The organism is Aquella oligotrophica (assembly GCF_002892535.1).
Classification (GTDB): Bacteria; Pseudomonadota; Gammaproteobacteria; order Burkholderiales; family UBA11063; genus Aquella; species Aquella oligotrophica.
In genome coordinates this window covers 1347391-1366019 of the sequence record NZ_CP024847.1, presented here as the reverse complement: position 1 = coordinate 1366019, position 18629 = coordinate 1347391, and the positions used below count along the sequence as shown (strand labels likewise).

The window sequence follows — 18629 nt, the reverse complement described above, 5'->3', positions numbered from 1 at the left end:
TAATCGAGTAAAAGACTATTTTATTGACATAAATGCGGAGCTACTTAATTTCCACTCCCAGTTGGGAGAACCGATCTTGCCCGGATAATTAATTCGGGCATTGTCATCTAGTTCAAGAATATCCTGCATAGCAAAAACAATATATTTTGCCTGACATTTAGCGATATAAGCTAAGATCTTACGGATCAGATTTTTTTCATTTGCACGGAAATAACGTTTCACCTGCTTACGCTGCCATTTTTTTAGACTTCGATACCAACCAAGCAAAGTACTATTATCATGCGTTCCACTATAGACAACGCAATTTTGCAATGTTTCAAAACGGCTATTGTCCCCAAGCGCATTAAAGACAAACTGGAATACTTGCATCCCCGGCAATTTATAATGATCTCTAAGTTCCAATACTTCTGGGCGTAAATCACCCAAATCTTCAACCACGATATTGATATCAGGTAATTCACGGTAAATAGTATCAAATAAGGCATAGCCCGGCGCTTCTACCCATTCACCCTCGATAGCAGTAGGACAGCTAGCAGGTATTTTCCAATAGGTATCAAATGCACGAAAATGATCAATTCGGATAATATCAAACATTTGCATATTACCCTGTAAGCGCTCAATCCAAAATTTAAAATTGGTTTTCTCTAGCTTTTCCCAATTATAAATCGGGTTACCCCAACGCTGCCCGGTTTTAGAAAAATAATCAGGTGGCACGCCAGCTATATAGGTAGGATTTTGATTTTCATCAAGTAAGAATAAGTCTTGATTTTGCCAAACATCAAGGGAATCAAAGCCAAGATAAATCGGAATATCACCCATTATCTCGATACCAAGCGAATTAGCGTATGCTTTTAACGCTTGCCACTGCTGATAAAAGATGAATTGAATAAATAACTCATAATCAATTTCTGACTGATATTGAGTAAGACTAATAGTAGGATTTTTTATCCAGTCTTTATGTTCTTGTTGCCATAAATTCCATGGCTTAAAATCATTGAGCTTTTTAAAAGTCAAGAATACTGCATAATTGTAAGCCCAGTTATGAGTCTTGATAAATTTATCATACTCGGCTTTTAGTATAGCACTTGCCGTGAAATTCGCATATGCTTTCGCCAAAAACTGAGCTTTATGCTTACGTACCCCGATATAATCAATCGTCGAAGAATACGGCTGATAATCAGTCAAATCAGATTCAGCAAGTAAACCATCTTTTACTAACTGTTCCGGACTGATATATAGCTCATCACCAGCAAAAGAGGAATACGGCTGATAGGGGGAATTACCAAAACCAAGCGGATTTAGCGGTAATACTTGCCAGAGGTTATATTTCTCTTTAATCAGCCAATTGGCAAATTTGTAGGCATTGGGACCGAAGTCACCAATACCAAACCTCGAAGGCAAGCTAGCTATACCAAGCAGTATTCCTATCCGCTTCATTTAGATTTTCCAGATATCCCGGTTATATTCACCAATAGTCCGATCAGAACTAAAGAAGCCTGCTTTAGCGATATTAATCAAACATTTACGCTGCCAAGCTGATTGATTTTCATAATCAGATAATACCTGATCTTTAACCTGGATATATTCTTCAAGATCAATCAGAGTCATAAACCAGTCTTTATTTAATAATTCAGCGTGAAGTCGGTTAAGTTTTTCTTCATTCCCTGCTTTAAGCATAGCTGGAGAAATAATAAAATCAACTGCGGCTTTGATAATTTGGCTATTTTCATAGTATGAACGCGAGTGATAACCACTAGTACGGTATAGCTCAATAATCGTATCACTATCCTTACCAAAAGTATAGATATTATCTTTACCTACCAGTTCAGCAATTTCTACATTTGCACCATCCATAGTACCAAGAGTAACCGCACCATTTAGCATGAATTTCATATTACCAGTACCGCTAGCTTCTTTAGAAGCCAGTGAAATTTGTTCAGAAATATCAGCTGCAGGAATCAAACGTTCAGCGACACTAACATTATAGTTTTCAACATAAACTACTTGCAAATATTTATTTGCTTCTGGATCATTATTGATAATTTCCTGCAAGCATAAGATAGTATGAATCACATGTTTAGCAATGATATATGCTGGTGCTGCCTTACCGCCAAAAACAAAAGTAATCGGACGAGTAGGTAGTTTACCTGCTTTCACTTCAAGATATTTATGAATAATATAAAGCATATTCATTTGCTGACGTTTATATTCATGAATCCGTTTGATCTGCACATCAAAGATAGAATCAGGATTAACCTCAATGCCCTGCCAGCCTTTGATAAATTCAGCAAACTGTTTTTTCTTAGTATGCTTGATTGTAGCCAATGTATCTAATACCTTAGCATCATCTTTAAATGGCAATAACTTCTCTAATTCGGTTGCATCATCCTTGAATTTACGTGTGATTAATTCACTGATATAATCGGTAAGTTCCGGATTGGTTTCTTGTAGCCAGCGACGGAAAGTGATTCCATTAGTTTTATTATTAAATTTTTCTGGATAGATTTTATAGAAATGATTTAATTCACTATTTTTTAGAATCTCGGTATGTAGCGCAGCAACTCCATTAACGCTAAAGCCATAATGAATCGCAATATGCGCCATATGCACACGACCGCTATCATCGATAACCGCTACTGAAAGGTCATTATATTTATCACGCACCTGTTTATCCAGATACTTAATAATATCAATCAGATGTGGCACTACTTTTTCTAGATAATGTAGTGGCCATTTTTCCAAAGCTTCAGCCAGAATTGTATGATTAGTATATGCGGTAGTATTTTTTACGATCTCGATTGCATCATCAAGCTTCATACCTCTAGCTACTAGCTGACGGATTAATTCAGGAATAACTAGCGTTGGATGAGTATCATTAATCTGGATAATTGCATGTTTATGTAATTCACTAAGTGCAATTCCATTATTCTTGATTTCATCAAGGATATAATTAACCCCATTTGCCACCATAAAATACTGCTGGTAAATCCGGAGCAAATGTCCGGCCTCATCACTATCATCTGGATATAAAAATAAGGTTAGATTTTTTGCGATCTCATTTTTATCAAAGTTAATCCCATCTTTTACGATTGATGGATCAAGAGTTTCGACATCGAATAAACATAGCTTATTTACCCGGTTATTATGGTAGCCGATTACATCGATTTCATATAGGCGTGAATTTACACTAAAGCCGCCAAATTCAACTGTATAAGTAGTATCTGTTTTACGTAACCAATCAAAACCTTCAAGCCAAGGATTTGGCTCTTCAAACTGTGAGTTTGCCTTAAATTTCTGACGAAATAAGCCGTACTGATATTTAAGACTGATGCCATCACCCGGAATATCAAGCGTAGCAATCGAATCAAGAAAACAAGCAGCCAGACGCCCTAGCCCACCGTTACCTAAAGATGGCTCTGGCTCAAGGTTTTCAATTTCAGTAAGATTTTTACCGTTTTCTGCCAGCATATCACGGGTATGATCATATAGAGAAAGGTTAATCAAGTTATTCGATAATAATTTACCAATCAGAAATTCGCTCGAAATATAATAAACTTTACGATTAGCAACTTCTTGCTTACGTCCAGCAATCTGATTGCGGATATGTGTCAGTAATGCATGATAGATCTGTTCATTAGTTGCCTGACTTACCGGGCATTTTAAAATAGTTTCTAATGCTGTCTTAACCTGTGCTTTTATATCCATAGTTGCTCTTTTCTCTTTATAATTTTATTTTTATTAGTTAATATTTTTCTTAGAAGATTACAGTTTTGTTGCCATTGACAAAAATCCGGTCTTCCAAAGCTAATTTTAATGCGCGTGCCAAAACTACTTTTTCAACATCGCGACCCGCCTGCTGCATATCTTGCCATTCGTAGGCATGATCAACATGTATCACATCCTGTTCAATAATCGGACCTTCATCAAGATTTTCATTGACAAAATGCGCTGTAGCTCCGATAATTTTTACACCACGCTGATGTGCTTGCTTATAAGGGTTAGCCCCGATAAATGCAGGTAAAAACGAATGATGAATATTAATCATTTTATTCGGATATTGTTTGGTAAATTCTGGGGTCAAAATCCGCATGTATTTGGCAAGAACGATATAATCAATCGAATCAAACATGGCAAGAGTACTTAAAACCTTAGCCTCATGTTCTTCACGGGTAATATTATCCGCAGAAATATGATAATACGGGATCTCAAAATGACTACATAACGGGCGTAGAGTATTGTAATTAGAAAGAATCCCAACGATATTAGCATCCAGCTGCCCTTCGGCATAGCGAATCAGGATATCACCCAAAACATGTGCTTCTTTGGTTGCCATTAGGACGATGTTTTTTTTGCGCGTAAGTTTAATCGTAATGCTGGTCTCTTCTGGCATCTCAGCAGCTAGCATCTCATTCAAACGCTTAGCATCAATATCACCAGCAACGACTGTCCGCATAAAAAACTGGTTTTGCTCGTTATCGACAAATTCATTATTGCTGATTATATTTAGATTATTTTCATAAAAGATCTTGGCGGCTTTATATACCAGACCGGAACGATCTGGAGCCTGAATTAGTATCCGGTATTGATTCAAAATTAAGTTTACCTGTTAAAAATTATTCTGGCATCCATGGCAAATCAGTTACACCATATTTTATGCCTGATTGCTGCAAAGCTGTTATTCTATGATTTATCACATCTACTATGCTCTTTACGAATTTCAAACATTAATTTCTTAGTTATCAACTGATTTGAGAACATATTTCTTTGGCAATCTTGCTACAGGTAGTAAAAATTCGGATATTATCTTAAGCTGAATCTTGTCTAAAGATCTTTAATATCAGAAGAATTGATGACTTACCTTTACCTGAAAGCAAAGGTAATATTTTATCAAATCAGAAGGTTTTAAACTCAGGAATATTAGGCTATTCACCAAGATTTGCGGCTTTTTGTATGAAAATGCTGCAATTAGTTCAAAATTTATTCATTCAGAGGCTAATCTTTTAATGAAATCAATTTCATCATAACTAACGCTTAGTTTTTTTGATAGTGTAGAGTTTGGTCCAATTATGCGCCAAAATGGAGTAATGCTTGCTAAAGGTTTTCCACTTTTGTATTCTTCTAAAGCAGCCTCAACTACAATTCGGAGGAAAATCCCAGTTGATACAGGGCATGTGGCATCTGCATGATGACGTTTGGCAAGTTTCTGCCTCATCTCTAACGGCTCTATTAGCTTACCTTTTGGGATGCTACGGATAAACTCATCAATTTCTGGTGGTGAGGAAATTAGTAACTTACTACCTGCAGGAATACCAGCAAAATCTTTGTCGATAACTTTTACATGAGGTGGCTTACTACAATTCCTCTTTTCTACCCAGCTTTTCTTCTTTGAAGTTCGATATTGATTCAAAATTAAGTTTACCTTTTAAAAATTATTCTGGCATCCATGGCAAATCGGTTACACCATATTTTATGCCTGATTGCTGCAAAGCTGTCGTCACTTGCGAGCGATGATGGGTTTGATGATTGAAAAAATGAGTAACAAAAAGCCAGTTTGGTTTAGTAATGTATTTCTGGTAAGCATTACTAAAAAAGCTATATTCGGAGTCAAGCCATTCATCAGAAACCTGATTCGCCCAGTCATTAATCTGCTGATCAAGGTTAGTCCGCGCCTTAATCCAATCAGCCCTTGCCGGGTAAATTATCTGCCGCGGATTAGTATAGGTTCGCTTTTTGCCCGTAAAAGTCTCAAGCCAAATTGTATCACCATAGATTAAATGGTTTAATGTCCCACCAATAGAATCAAAAAATAACCCTTTTGGCTGCAGCCATATTTCATCATCCATCTTAGCAACGATATCGATAATATTTGCGTTTTGCCAGTGATTATATTTTGCCATTAATTGACAATATTTGCTATCTATCATTTAGGACTCCTGATTTATCTATCGGCTATCATTTTGCCAGATTTCAAATCCGCAATTGACAGTCCTTCAGTATATTGGCAATGTGGCAAATCCCTAAATGATTTCCAGCTACCACCCCATTCAAGACCGCACTTCTCGGCAATCTTGCCACAAGTAGTAATATTGTTGTTATTCAAAATATAAGTTTATCTAAATATAAAGGAGATATTTTATCAAACTAATACCTTTCAAAGAAAGGAATCTTAGACTATTCTCCCAAATATATCCTGTCAATGGATTATCTTTATATTAAGATAAAAACAACTTACTCTTTATACACATTAAACTCTTTAACGTCTAGGCTCAAACTAACCTGCTTAAAAAAGCTCTCCCACGATTTATAACACCTTATTGATATTTTTTGAGGTTTAATTTTTAGTTGTTCATATTTTTTAAGGTTATTTGAAAGTAGAGATAATGTATTATTGATCTGAGATATATTTTTATACGAGTGGAGAGTTGGAACTTTATCTGAATTACTGATGTTACGCAGTAAGTCTAGTAAGTTGTGTAAAATTTAGTCAAATAAATATTAAGACGAATCACTAATGGATATTTTTGACCTTTACACAGATTATTTACAAATAACACCCGGTCTGGCAACAGCTACGGGATTATCCAGTATACTGGATAAAGCAGTATCCCATGATCAGGTAACCCGTATGTTAGCTAATCATGAATCTGACAGTAAAGCCTTATGGCACACTGTTAAATCACTGGTTAGAGCACATGAACATATTGACGGTTGCCTAATATTTGATGACACCATTTTACATAAGCCTCATACTGATGAGAATGAGGTTATATGCTGGCATCATGACCATGCTACTGGTAAAAGCGTAAAAGGTATAAACCTGCTTACAACTTTTTACTATAGCCAGAATGGTGAACAACCATTAAAAATACCTGTTGCCTTTGATATCATAGCTAAGGATAGCTACTGTGAGATCAAGAGCAAATCTGAAGTATGCAAAAGCCCAATAACCAAGAATGAGCTAATGCGTAAGCAGATATTACAGTCACTAAAGAATCAGATCAAGTTCAGTTATGTTCTTGCTGATTCCTGGTATTCTTCCGTTGAAAATATGAAGTTCATACACCAGAGGAAGAAATACTTTATATTTGATTTAAAATCCAATCGCCTAGCAACCTTTGGCGATAGGAATAAACCTAACTGGACAAATATCAGTCAATTAGATTTGCAAGCATTCAAGCCAGAACGTATTTGGTTAAAAGATGTTGAATTACCGATACTTTTAATTAAACAGGTCTTTACAAACAAAGACAACTCAACTGGCATCAGATACCTTGCTACTAATAATCTGAATTTAACTAGTGATGACTTCCTTAACATCTATAAAAAACGATGGAGTGTCGAGGAATACCATAAGAGTTTTAAACAGAATACTTCGATTACCAAATCACCGACAAAAACTGTTAAAACTCAATGTACACACATATTTGCTGCAATTGTTTCTTATACCAAACTGGAGAGATACAAATTCAGCACTAAACTAAATCATTTTGCTCTAAAGAGCAAGTTATTCCTAAATGCAGCCAAGGCCGCTTTTAGGGAATTAGAATTAATTAAAAAGCAGCATGCCGAATTTGAAAGATCCAGCATGGCTGCGTAACATCAGTCAATTAATAAATCCACGTTGAATGTTTTTAGGAATTCTCGCTGAGTTGTCAGACCAAAAAATCCTCTCATTATTATTACGAGGAATTACCATACCAGATAAGAAGCTACTGTTCCATATATTAAAATCTGACACCATCAATTCAAATAAGGTTTCAGAAACCACAAATAAGTCTAAATCAGAATTAATATCAAATGGTTTTCCTGCTTGATTTGGTTTCAACGATTGCCCAATCCTTGCACTACCCACAACCCCAATATTTTTAACATTAACTTTTAATTTCTCAGAGATATAACAACGGATTGCTTCATAAATATATGGGCATTCTTTAAATGCAAATGGAATTCCCTCCGATAACCATTGTTGTGCAATCTGTTTTCTAGTTGTTATATTACCCTTGCAGGATATTTCTAATATAGTACTCGCCTTAGGGTATTGCCCTTAATTTCCTGTAGAAAAGGTGCAATATATTTATCTAGCAAATGGCTCATCTATTAACAAACCTTTTATATAAGTAGTTTATTCTGTTGTATATTTTGAAAGATTGATTTTTATTTTCAAATCTAGGCTCTGGATATTTTAATCTTGAAACTAATAAAACAGCGTCTGAAATTTCAATATTATTTATATCAATTTTTAATTTAATACATGCCGACTCTAAGCCTTCCATATTCCAACCAAAATAAGCTATTCGCATATACATAATCAAAATATCATCTTTATTCAAATAGGACGTTAAAATTATTGCCAACACAATTTCTCTGACTTTCCTGAAGACGGTCTGTTCCCTATCATTAGTTATCGTTCTTACAAGTTGCATTGCAATGGTTGATCCACCTTGTTTTTCGCGAACAATTAAACTCTTATATATAGACCTTAATAATGCAATGAAATCAACACCAATATGGCGCCTAAAGCGGTGATCTTCGGCTAAAAGTAACACATCAAAAAAATGATTTGGCAAATTAAGAATCTCATTATCAAATTTTGCCTGTCTATACTCTTTGACTGATTTTTTTAGTTTTTTCCAATTATATAAGATTCTCAACAATAAATGCCCTCTAAAAATCTTAATTCACTCTTAACTTTAACTCTATTGTTTCCATTTTGTACTTTTATAACCAGCCCTTGGAGGCATATTATATGAAAGAATTAAATGAATGCAGAAATTAATAAATTATTAACAAGCTATAACAAATCACAAAGCGGTATTCCTTATTCTAGCTGACAATCGAATGATAATAACCAAGCTACAGAAAGCAGCAAAAGATAGCCATATGGCTGGAGCTGCCTTATTTTGTGTAAAATGAATCAATTGAGTAGCGATCGCAGGGGTAAACCACCATAGATGGCAGTTGCGATACTATACGCCAGTGAAAATTAATTTTAACCTAGAAACTACTTAGTATTAAAAATCAACTTTATTTAAACATCGTAGTTACCAATTCATTTATCCAGAATATAGCTCAATTCCGTTACACCACATGAAAACTGCCGGGTCGTCAGTAATTTTAGCCTAATCCTGTCTTTAATATTTTTAAATAGCGGAATTCCATTGCCAAGAATGACCGGATTAACAAATAACCAGTAACCATCAATTAGATTCTTTTCAATAAGTGAATGAGTTGCCTGAGGACTACCAAATAATAAAATATCTGCACCATTCTGTTGCTTTAACTCATTAACCTTTTCCAAAAGATTATCATTAATAATAGTAGTATTCGTTAAGCCTTCATCTTTCATTGTTTTCGATAAAACAATTTTATGAACTGTACTATACCACTTTGAATGTTCAATATCATGTCTGCTGGCATCTGGCTTACTAGCAGCAGTAGGCCAGTAACTCTCCATCATCTGATACGTTATCCGCCCATATAACGCTGTATCCCCTTCTTTTATCCGTTTACCGACATGATCAAAAATTTCTTCATTAACATTAATCCAATCCATTTCACCATTTGATCCAGCAACAAATCCATCTAGTGATATATGCATAAACGAAATAATTTTTCTCATCTAACTTTCCTTATTATGAATTTGCCCTAAATTTTTGGCAAAATAAACCCTATTGATATTTAAGACTGATACTATCACCCTAGATATAAAAAGTAGTAATCAAGCAGCAAATCGCCCTAACTCACCATTACCCAAAGATGGCTCTATTCTACCACTACTTAAATTGTTAACGAGCTATAACAGTAAGTTTTTTATTGTCATTGCTACAATAAATTTTACCATTACTTAAATGGCATTCCTTATTCTAGCTGACAATCGAAGAATAATAACCAAGCTACAAAAAGCAGCAAAAGATAGCCATATGGCTGGAGCTGCCTTATTTTGTGTAAAATGAATCAACTGAGTAGCGATCGCAGGGGTAAAGCCACCATAGATGGCGGTTGCGATGCTATACGCCAGCGAAAATGAAATTGATCTGATTTCTTTGGGTACAATCTCGACTAATGCTATTACCATCGCTCCATTATAGCCTGCATAAAGTATTGAGAACCACAATTCCCCCACAATCACTGAAGAGTATAGATTACTTTTAGTCACGAATAATAAGACTGGATAAGCAGTAAGGATGAATAATGCACTAAATAGTAGTAATTGTTTCGCCCGACCGATTTTATCAGATAATGCACCCATGAGAGGTAGGAGAATAAAATTAGATAGTGCGATTATCAAAGTTAAAATAAACGCCTTACTCTCAGATAAACCTAATTCAATTTTTGCAAAAGTTGGGGTATATGCGGTGATCATATAAAATGATACCGTCGTTAACATCACCATAAATGAACATGCAACTAGGAAACCACAATTTTTAATCGCCGAAGTAATGATAGCTTTAAATGACGGGTGAATTTTTCTAGTATCAAACTCTCTACTTTCCTCAAGCTTACTTCGTTGAAGAAATAGGACAGGCAAGATCAAACAGCCAAATATAAAGGGAATGCGCCAACCAAATGATTCCATAAATGGCTTAGCAAAAATCTCATTAAGGATATATCCAAATAATGCCGCAATCGCAATTGCCATTTGCTGTGATGCAGATTGCCAACTAACAAAGAAGCCTTTATTATGCTTATCCGCAATTTCAGCCAAATAAACGGATACTCCACCAAGCTCAGCTCCAGCAGAAAAGCCCTGTATCAGCCTACCTAGTAGAATAATAATCGGCGCAGCAACACCAATAGTTGCATAATCGGGAGTAAGCGCAATCGATATCGTACCTATTGCCATTAATGACAAGGTAAGCAATAAACCTTTTTTACGCCCATGTCTATCAATGTATGCCCCTAATATTATCGCCCCAAGTGGGCGCATCAGGAATCCAGCACCAAAAGTCAGAAAAGATAAAAGAAGGGAAATATAGACGTTATTATTCGGAAAAAATGATTTGGCAATATAACTAGCGTATAATCCAAATACCATGAAATCATACATTTCAAAGAAATTACCCACCGCTACATTAAATACGTTATGTGCTCTTCTCATCACTTTTTAACCCAAAACTATTTAGCTTTCAAAACTCAACTTTTTCCAATATCACAGATAGCAGTTTACCTATCCAGAATATAGCCTAACTATCACTCATATTCAAACTATCGGAAAGTCAATAATTTTAGCATTATCCTACCGCAAAATAAGTGCTTTTGAAAGAGATTTAGTATTTTATACACTCAAATGGTGGTAATAGATTACCCCACAAAATTACAGCCGGATTGATATCGGTAAATATTACCCTAAAAGATGGTCAATATCGCGTAAAATAGCTATCGAATATAAACTCTTTTAAAGAAGGTTAAAATGTATCAACAAGTAATTGATTTTTGGTTTAAAGAAATAAGTAGTAGCCAATGGTGGGCAAAGGATCAGGCTTTTGATAGCCAGATTAAAACACGCTTTGGTAATTTACATAACCAAGCAGTAAAAGGAGAATTATGGCAATGGCGAGAAACGCCACATGGAAGTCTCGCAGAAATAATAGTAATAGATCAATTTTCACGTAATATTTATCGTGATAAACCAGAGTCATTTCTTTATGATGGGATGGCACTAGTACTGGCACAAACTGCAGTTAACAAAAAATTTGATCAGCTGTTAAACACCATTGAACAATCCTTTCTTTACCTACCCTATATGCATAGTGAATCAGCATTAATCCATGAAGAGGCGGTGAAACTTTACTCGGCAAGCCCAGGGCTTGAATATAACTACGATTTTGAATTAAAGCATAAACTAATAATTGACCGTTTTGGGCGTTATCCGCACCGAAATCAGATTTTAGGCAGAGTGTCAACTCCTGAGGAAGAAAAATTTCTCCTTGAACCTGGTTCATCATTTTAACATTGATTAGGAACAATTAAATTGAATTATAAATTTGTGCAAAATGGTACTGCTGAAACCTATAACCTTGCTGGTGGTGAAATTACTCGTTTTTTACTTACAGGTTCAGATACCGAAAATCAAGTGTCTGTGTATGACAGCATTTTGCCTAAAGGTAACTTTGCGCCAATGCACTATCATGAAATAGATAGCGAGATTTTTTATATAATAAATGGCGAAGTTGAATTTCGTATCGAGGGTGAAACGATTATTGCTAAAAAAGGTGATATCGTAATGGCTGGTGCTTTTGTCAAACGCTCATTTAAGGCTTTAACTGATGCGCATTTAATAGTAATTAACACTCCTGGAGGACCCTCAGAAGGTTTTTTACGCGATATTGCTAGGCTACAACCTGGTGAAACACCTTCAGCTGAATTACGTCAGAAATTTGCCGAAATCTACAAAATTCATATTGTTGAAAATTAGTAAATATGGGGCTAGCCAATAATGGTTACCCTACTTGCTATTACTTTCTTCCGACCATTTGTACCTTTTTTTGATCTAAGTCTAGTTGTTACGCCATTAATAGTCTGATAAACTGGCAAGATAGATAAAAGCTCGTTTGCTATTTTCTGATATCTATCTGATTGTAAATAACCTTCCAAATAGCCAAGCTCAATGTCTTGAGTACCTCTTCTTAATATTTTACGTTCATTATTCATGATTTAGCTCCTTGATTAGCTTTAACTACTATATAATTTGATTTATAAAACCAAATTATAATCAACTAATTAGCTTAAAATCTACAGAGAAAAACACAGCCCAAATTTTTACCCGGCTTTATTTATGGGGAAGCATTAGCAAGTATAATTACTCTTTTTATAATCTATATTTAAAATAATCTTACAGACTTTTAATCTAGTTATTAAATTAATAAAGACAATTGTTATATCATCAGTTTGGTCTGCACAATATGCGATGAGCTTTAACTACCCCTGATTTAACAGCATTAATACCTATAAAAGATGGAAAATTAAAATAAAGCAGTCAGACAGGTTAAATGTATTTCATCAACCTATTAATGGTAAAATCCTGCCTTAAAGTATATTATCTGGAATATTTAAATGTATAAATTAGCTGTAGTAGGAAATCCTATAGCACATAGTCTTTCACCAGTAATTTTTGCTGAATTTGCCAAAGAAACTGGCATTTCTCTTGATTATCAAAGAATTTGTGCTCCGATCGATGAGTTTGAAAGCGTAGTAAAGAAGTTCTTTGAGTCTGGTGGGCATGCCCTTAATATAACAGCTCCATTTAAGGCACGCGCCTATACAATGGCGAATAAACATCTTGAGCATACAATAATTCCGCAAACTGCAAATGTATTAATTCAGGATAATGGTTTATTACTTGCGGATAATACTGATGGACTTGGTTTAGTAGCAGACCTTAAAAGAAATAATATTAATTTAAAAGCAAAAAACATACTGATACTGGGGAGTGGTAGTGTAATCTTTTCGGTATTGCGTAGTCTTGAACTTGAACATCCGGCGCGGATTGATTTATTAATGCGAAATGTGGATAAACTCGAAGAGTTTATGACTAAATCACCACTAGTTGATGAATATCAGCCAGAACTAACATATGACCTAGTTATAAATACGACGCCAAACACACTGGACAACCAGCTTTTTTCTCAAGTAACAAACCTTAGTCAGAATGCCTGCGCTTATGACATGATTTATACTGCTAATAAAACCATTTTTATGCAACAGATGGAAAAAATTAACCCTGAGATCATTCTACTAAATGGATTAGGAATGCTTATCCAACAGGCAAAATTTGGTTTTCAGCGAATGTTTGCTATCGAGCCATCAATTGATAGTTTATATCCACTACTACAAGGAATAATTAATGCTTAGTTTTATTCAGCTGTTCATTGGCATGATATTTATACTGGTTGCAGCAATGGTTTTTTGTAATGCTTTAGAACACCTGGGTGAAAAACTTGGTATATCTGAAGGTGTTACTGGCTCTATTTTTGTTGCTGTGGGCACCGCCCTTCCTGAAGCTATTGTTCCGCTAATCGCACTATTTATGGCACCTAAAGGTAGTAGTGGCGCAGGCGATGAAATTGGAGTTGGTGCAATCATGGGTCCTCCACTAATGTTATCAACACTGTCCATAGCATTAATGGCATTATCCGTGCTTGGTAAACGTGGCTTAAGTGGTGCAATCCGTCCTGAAAAAAGCGGACTCAACCGTGATTTACGCTTTTTTACCTTTGGTTACTTTTTGGCGATTTTGCTAGCTTTTAGTCATAATTATTTTAATAATCAATTAATTAATGTACTTGTCATAATAGTTCTTGCATTAAGCTACTTTATATATGTATTACAAACGATCAAGGCTTCAAGCGAGCTGGTAAAAGAAGGTCATGCTACTGAAGCTGAAGATGAGCTTTATCTGACAAAATTGGTGAAAATGCCAAATAATTTATTCAGTGTAATTTTTCAAGCAGCTCTAGGTTTTGCCGGGCTTATTTATTTTGCCCATGTGTTTATTGAAGGTATCATGGGTACAGCTAAAATCATTGGAATTTCAATGTTTTTGCTATCAGTAGTACTGATACCAGTGGCAACAGAGCTGCCAGAAAAAGTAAATAGCATTCTTTGGATTAGAAAAGGTAAGGATACTCTTGCTTTTGCCAATATTACTGGAGCAATGGTATTTCAGGGTTTACTGTTACCGATCTTAGGAATTATTCTGACAGATTGGAAACTACCGCCTGAAAAAGCTGTGAGCTGTATTACTACTTTTTTTGCTGTTGCATGGCTATTTGTTCATGCAGGCAAGAATACTCATTATAAAGTTAAACACTTTGCTGTTAATGGTGGACTGTACTTATTAAGCCTTCTAGTTAGCCTAATGGTGTTTAAATGATTAATGAACAATTTACCCGAACTAGTATTTTACTTGGTGAAGAAGGTGTAGCAAAATTAGCTAGTAAACATGTTCTTATTGCTGGAGTTGGTGGGGTTGGTGGTTATGCTGTTGAAGCTATAGTGCGGGCTGGAATTGGTAAAGTAACAATTATTGATAATGATGTAGTTGATATTACTAATATTAATCGCCAACTAATTACCAATCTAAATAATGTTGGCAAACCCAAGGTTACTGAATTTGAAAAAAGAATACTTGAAATTAACTCCAAAATAAATCTAATTGTAAAACAGACTTTTATTAATGAAGATAATCTTGAAGAATTACTGGCAGATAAACCGGACTACGTGATAGATTGCATAGATACGGTAAATTCAAAATTAGCCTTGCTGATTTATTGTCTAAAAAATAAAATCTCAGTAGTCTCAAGTATGGGAGCTGGGAATAGAATCGATGTAAGTAAAGCTAGATTAGCTGATATCAGTAAAACTAAAGTTTGTGCACTTGCCAGAAACATTCGTTTGCGGCTACGGGAAAATGGAATAAAAAAAGGGCTAACTGTCGTATATTCTGAGGAAGAAGCATATAATAAACCCAAACCTAATCCAGAAGGCGGGAGACCAATAAATGGAACAATCAGCTACTTGCCAGCACTCTTTGGGATAATGCTTTCAGGTAAAGTACTTCAGGATTTGATTACTCATGAATAATTCCTTATACGATGTGATTATTGTTGGTGCTGGACCATCTGGCACTAGCTGCGCCTACAATATTAAGCGTCTAAAGCCTGATGCTAAGATATTACTTATTGATAAAGCTACATTCCCAAGATATAAACCCTGTGGCGGGGGTGTGTCACCCGAAGTTGCCAATTATCTTGATTTTCCATTAGAATCCGCAATAAATTATAAATGTAATAATGTTGTAATGGTTGCTAATGGCAAAGAAATAGAAAGCAATCAGCATGAATTATGGATGGTTCGACGCGAAGTATTTGATAATTATCTACTTGAAAAAGCCAAATCTACTGGCGTAGAATTTATTGCTAATTGTGAAGTTAAGGATATAATTAATCAAAATGATGATAGTACACTAGTTATAGCAGAGAATCAGCAATTTAGCGGTAAGGTAATTGTCCTAGCTGAAGGTGGGCGTGGAAAGCTAGCAAAAAGGCTTGGGATAGCACCGGAAAATACGATACTGGCAGCAATGGAGTATGAGCATTACTCTAATGAAGACCTTAATGGAAAGCTATATATCGATTTTGATTATAACGATAGTGGTTATGCTTGGAACTTTCCAAAAGCTGAGGGACTTTCATTAGGCATTGGTGGATTAATCAAGGGGAAAGAAAAAGGCAAGGTAACTCTTCCCAAAAAACTATCGACATATGTAGCAAAATTTGGAGTTGAACAATTTGATAAAGCTAATCTGCATGGTCATCCGATTGAGCTTTATAAGAAAAAACATAAATTAGTATCTGGTAGAATAGTTCTAATTGGTGAGATTGCCGGGTGTGTTGACCCACTAACCGCTGAAGGAATCAGGCCTGCAATAAAATCAGGGTATTTAGCAGCAAAAAGAATTAGTGAAGTAATAAGCGCTAATAATATAAGCCTTCTTAAAAAATATACACAAGATTTTCACTTGAATATTGGCAAGGATTTGGGGCGTGCCAAAATCATGTCATTTTTCCTTAATCGGTATATGCATCAAATTTTACCAATGATAACAACAGAAAAGGCAATAAATGGTTTTATGGATGTCTTTAGTGGTAAATCAAGCTATATCGAGAAGATAAGCTTCAGAAGAATTGTTAAATTATGTTTGCGTAGTTTAAGATCACCTAGCTAACTGACACTAGCGAGATTATTTGATTTACGTTAGTATAAGCTATGATAAAATCAACTTAGTTTATAATTGGAAAAACTAATGGCACATACTGTTCTTGCGCGAAAATGGAGACCCAAAAGATTTACTGACCTGATTGGGCAACAAAATACTGTAACGATATTAAAAAATATACTAGCAACCAATCGCCTACATCATGCATATCTATTGACAGGAACTCGTGGAGTAGGAAAAACCACTATTGCAAGAATTATTGCCAAAGCCTTAAATTGCCTTAATTTAGAAGATAATGAACCATGTTGTGTCTGTCAAAATTGCCAGCAAATTGATAGTGGGCGCTATGTAGATGTAATCGAGATTGATGCAGCTTCAAATACGGGAGTAGATAATATCCGTGAAGTACTTGAAAATGCGCAGTATGCACCAAGCAGTGGTAAATATAAGATTTACATAATTGATGAAGTGCATATGCTGTCAAAATCAGCATTTAATGCAATGTTAAAAACCCTTGAAGAGCCACCTGCACACATAATATTTATCTTGGCAACTACTGACCCGCAAAAAGTACCAATAACGATACTTTCTCGCTGCTTACAATTGAAATTACGTAATCTTGCTGCCAATGAAATAGAAAATCATCTCGACTGGGTTTTATCACAAGAACAAATCAGCTTTCAAAAGCCAGCACTAACAATATTGGCTAGTGCCGCCAATGGTAGTATGCGTGATGCTTTATCACTTACCGATCAGGCAATTGCATTTTCAAATGGAAATATCACTGAGACTACGGTACAACAAATGTTAGGTCTTAGCGATAATAGCGTCTTAATTGCAATACTTGAAGCCATAATTAATAAAAATAGCCTAGCTCTTTTCTCAATTTGTGAGAATCTTAATCTCGAGGGGGCAAATCTTGAGAATTTACTAGCTCAGTTGAATCATATGCTTTTTCAGATTGGAATTGCACAATTAGTTCCCAATGAAGATATTAAGCTAGAACTCTTGAATTTGGCGCGGCAAATATCAATTCAGGATTGTCAGTTATATTTTGAGATTAGTAGCCTAGGCATGGAGCAACTAAAAAAAGTAAGTAATAAATATCCATGCTTTACAATGACTATAATGAGAATGCTCGCATTTAGTATTGGTAGTAGTGCAGAAAAAGAAATCATTGTTAGTAATGCAAACTTTAAAAGTCAGGTAGTTAATGTTTCGACAAAGCATGATTCTCTTGATGATAAAGAAGCAACTTTACCAGAAAAAATAATAAGCAAAGAAATTGAAAATAATATCACTCTTGAAGAAAATCTACCCATATCCGCTCCTGAAGAGGTATCGCCAGTATCCTCAGCATTAGATGCAAACCCTATACCGGAAAATACTCCCCCATGGGAAACGGAAAGTCAAACAACAAGTAATCATGAAGACAGAATAATTGAGCAATCACCTATCATTATCAATGATGTACAAAGTGAAATATTACCTACAAATATAGCATCAGTAGATGAATTTGATGGAGATTGGCTAAAATTCACCAGTAGCATTGATTACAATAAATACCCAACTCACACAAGGATAGGAATGATCCTAAAAAACTCCCAATTGGAGAAATTTAGTGGTCATACCATTACCATTTCTGTTGACAATAAATTTAGAGAAGCTGTTAATCATGAATGTGTTGATATACTTGAACAGTTATTAGCAGAACATTATAAGCAGGACTATGATCTTGAATTTAATTTTGTTGAGACTCTTAAAGAATCATTAACTATTCAAAATGAAAATATTAAACGGGAAAAACAGCTATTGGCAGAAGAGGCGATTAATAATGATCCAATAATTCAGGATTTAGTTAATAACTTTTCTGCTAAAATAATCCCTAATTCAATAAAACCACTAGACTGAT

The 18629-nt window shown here is 35.1% G+C and carries 19 protein-coding genes; 8 read left to right on the top strand and 11 right to left on the bottom strand.

Translation table 11 applies throughout. The features are described 5' to 3' along the window. Positions 1–15: 15 nt before the first annotated feature. From malQ to CUN60_RS06220, 6 genes are all read right to left on the bottom strand, one after another. A complete protein-coding gene (gene malQ, locus CUN60_RS06245) occupies positions 16–1437 on the bottom strand; it encodes a 4-alpha-glucanotransferase (RefSeq protein ID WP_102951208.1) in 1422 nt (473 codons plus the stop codon). Then, complete coding sequence (gene glgP / locus CUN60_RS06240; protein ID WP_102951207.1) at positions 1438–3705, bottom strand: glycogen/starch/alpha-glucan family phosphorylase; 2268 nt, start codon at positions 3703–3705, stop codon at positions 1438–1440. 49 nt (positions 3706–3754) lie between these two features. Continuing rightward, a complete protein-coding gene (gene purU / locus CUN60_RS06235) occupies positions 3755–4591 on the bottom strand; it encodes a formyltetrahydrofolate deformylase (RefSeq protein ID WP_102951206.1) in 837 nt (278 codons plus the stop codon). Positions 4592–4981: 390 nt separating this feature from the next. After that, the gene (locus CUN60_RS06230) at positions 4982–5407 is read right to left on the bottom strand and encodes a hypothetical protein (RefSeq protein ID WP_222593309.1); all 426 of its coding nucleotides are present in this window, start codon (positions 5405–5407) and stop codon (positions 4982–4984) included. Between the two features lie 22 nt (positions 5408–5429). Further along, positions 5430–5924 (bottom strand): DinB family protein, encoded by a 495-nt coding sequence (locus tag CUN60_RS06225; protein WP_102951205.1) that lies wholly within the window; start codon positions 5922–5924, stop codon positions 5430–5432. Positions 5925–5938: 14 nt separating this feature from the next. After that, positions 5939–6100 (bottom strand): M15 family metallopeptidase, encoded by a 162-nt coding sequence (locus CUN60_RS06220; protein WP_222593308.1) that lies wholly within the window; start codon positions 6098–6100, stop codon positions 5939–5941. Positions 6101–6511: 411 nt separating this feature from the next. Here CUN60_RS06220 and CUN60_RS06215 point away from each other — a divergent pair, with 411 nt between their 5' ends. After that, positions 6512–7597, top strand: a complete 1086-nt coding sequence (locus CUN60_RS06215) for an IS701 family transposase (RefSeq protein WP_102951203.1) — start codon at positions 6512–6514, stop codon at positions 7595–7597. A gap of 6 nt (positions 7598–7603) precedes the next feature. On the opposite strand, the gene CUN60_RS06210 is transcribed toward CUN60_RS06215, so the two are convergent. From CUN60_RS06210 to tcuC, 4 genes are all read right to left on the bottom strand, one after another. Continuing rightward, a complete protein-coding gene (locus CUN60_RS06210; protein ID WP_158649315.1) occupies positions 7604–7825 on the bottom strand; it encodes a hypothetical protein in 222 nt (73 codons plus the stop codon). A gap of 265 nt (positions 7826–8090) precedes the next feature. Continuing rightward, entirely contained in the window at positions 8091–8651 is a 561-nt protein-coding gene (locus CUN60_RS06205; protein WP_158649314.1) for a biosynthetic peptidoglycan transglycosylase, read from the bottom strand. Between the two features lie 398 nt (positions 8652–9049). Continuing rightward, positions 9050–9619, bottom strand: a complete 570-nt coding sequence (locus CUN60_RS06195) for a dihydrofolate reductase family protein (RefSeq protein ID WP_102951200.1) — start codon at positions 9617–9619, stop codon at positions 9050–9052. Between the two features lie 225 nt (positions 9620–9844). Further along, complete coding sequence (gene tcuC / locus CUN60_RS06190) at positions 9845–11098, bottom strand: tricarballylate/proton symporter TcuC (protein WP_102951199.1); 1254 nt, start codon at positions 11096–11098, stop codon at positions 9845–9847. Between the two features lie 312 nt (positions 11099–11410). Here tcuC and CUN60_RS06185 point away from each other — a divergent pair, with 312 nt between their 5' ends. Next, positions 11411–11950: a DUF924 family protein gene (locus CUN60_RS06185; RefSeq protein WP_102951198.1), complete on the top strand. Its 540-nt coding sequence runs from the start codon at positions 11411–11413 to the stop codon at positions 11948–11950. 21 nt (positions 11951–11971) lie between these two features. Continuing rightward, positions 11972–12415, top strand: coding sequence for a cupin domain-containing protein (locus CUN60_RS06180; RefSeq protein ID WP_102951197.1), 444 nt, complete (start codon positions 11972–11974; stop codon positions 12413–12415). Between the two features lie 11 nt (positions 12416–12426). Here CUN60_RS06180 and CUN60_RS06175 read toward each other — a convergent pair whose 3' ends face one another. Beyond that, positions 12427–12651: a hypothetical protein gene (locus CUN60_RS06175; RefSeq protein WP_102951196.1), complete on the bottom strand. Its 225-nt coding sequence runs from the start codon at positions 12649–12651 to the stop codon at positions 12427–12429. A gap of 402 nt (positions 12652–13053) precedes the next feature. Here CUN60_RS06175 and CUN60_RS06170 point away from each other — a divergent pair, with 402 nt between their 5' ends. The 5 genes from CUN60_RS06170 to dnaX all read left to right on the top strand — a co-directional run bounded on the left by CUN60_RS06170 (position 13054) and on the right by dnaX (position 18628). Further along, the gene (locus tag CUN60_RS06170; protein WP_102951195.1) at positions 13054–13851 is read left to right on the top strand and encodes a shikimate dehydrogenase; all 798 of its coding nucleotides are present in this window, start codon (positions 13054–13056) and stop codon (positions 13849–13851) included. Beyond that, positions 13844–14872 carry a sodium:calcium antiporter gene (locus tag CUN60_RS06165; RefSeq protein ID WP_102951194.1) on the top strand — a complete coding sequence of 343 codons (1029 nt, stop codon included), beginning with the start codon at positions 13844–13846 and terminating at the stop codon, positions 14870–14872. Before CUN60_RS06170 ends, CUN60_RS06165 begins: the two co-directional genes overlap by 8 nt. Next, positions 14869–15582: a tRNA threonylcarbamoyladenosine dehydratase gene (locus tag CUN60_RS06160; protein ID WP_102951193.1), complete on the top strand. Its 714-nt coding sequence runs from the start codon at positions 14869–14871 to the stop codon at positions 15580–15582. Before CUN60_RS06165 ends, CUN60_RS06160 begins: the two co-directional genes overlap by 4 nt. After that, positions 15575–16726, top strand: coding sequence for a geranylgeranyl reductase family protein (locus CUN60_RS06155; RefSeq protein WP_102951192.1), 1152 nt, complete (start codon positions 15575–15577; stop codon positions 16724–16726). The genes CUN60_RS06160 and CUN60_RS06155 overlap by 8 nt, the downstream gene beginning before the upstream one ends. A 78-nt stretch (positions 16727–16804) precedes the next feature. Then, positions 16805–18628 (top strand): DNA polymerase III subunit gamma/tau, encoded by a 1824-nt coding sequence (dnaX, locus tag CUN60_RS06150; RefSeq protein WP_102951191.1) that lies wholly within the window; start codon positions 16805–16807, stop codon positions 18626–18628. The last annotated feature ends 1 nt before the right edge of the window (position 18629 follow it).